Source organism: Streptococcus pluranimalium (assembly GCF_047785745.1).
In the GTDB taxonomy this organism is placed as follows: domain Bacteria; phylum Bacillota; class Bacilli; order Lactobacillales; family Streptococcaceae; genus Streptococcus; species Streptococcus pluranimalium_B.
Window position 1 is genome coordinate 1 of record NZ_JBLOJT010000212.1, and the last position, 834, is coordinate 834.

Genomic DNA, 834 nt, shown 5'->3' on the forward strand with positions numbered 1-834 from the left:
TGAGAAAAAAGGACAAATACTCCTATTGTCTATCAAAATTAGATCATTGTAGTCGTCGGTATCAGTGGCGAATCTTCTCAAGTGACGCCGTTTGCAAATATTGTCAGTTCTTTTGTCGCCTTATTGATTCAAGAGAAAAGTGAGTTCAAAAATCAGCAGAAACAGCTTAATCAAAAAAAACATTTCGTCCAGAAAATGCTAAACAGTAAGGACAGCCATTATGATGAGGAACTTGTAACAGAGGCCATTGATCATTATAGAGTGAATTTGATGGAGGAAAATGCTTGTATTTTATGTAAAAACCCAAACATTTTGGAAAATGTACTAGATAATCATGGAATCTTTTCTTATCACGGTTTTTATTTCTGTCTCGTTTCTTCCGAAGTACACTCTATTGTTAATGAACATTTAGACGCTATGGCATTGAAAGAAATGATTGTTGTTAGCGAGCCGCAACTTCAGATAGCATCAATGATTGAAGAATCACTGGAACATTGGTATCTTGCAGACTTTTTTCAACTACCTAATAAGGTTACCCCATCAGATGTCAAAGCATTTACTTTTTTCAATTCGGCATCTGAAAAATTAGTTGATGACGTTTTAGATAGTGTCAAAGAAATATATCAAGATTATTATGAAACACTCATTGTATTTGCTAAGACTAACTGTAACTATAATGAAACGTCAAAGCAGCTCCATATCCATAGAAATACACTAGCTTATAGATTACAGCGCATTCACGACATAACGGGATTAGATCCTAATGTATGGTATGAGTTAAGTAAGCTTCTATGGTATTTTATGGCTAATCATAAAAAGCAAGCTTAAAGTTTA

1 protein-coding gene is annotated in these 834 nt (G+C 33.8%); it reads left to right on the plus strand.

All coding sequences use genetic code 11. From position 1 onward, the window contains the following. Positions 1–45 precede the first annotated feature (45 nt). Positions 46–828, plus strand: a complete 783-nt coding sequence (locus ACMZ6U_RS10550; RefSeq protein ID WP_416108366.1) for a PucR family transcriptional regulator — start codon at positions 46–48, stop codon at positions 826–828. The last annotated feature ends 6 nt before the right edge of the window (positions 829–834 follow it).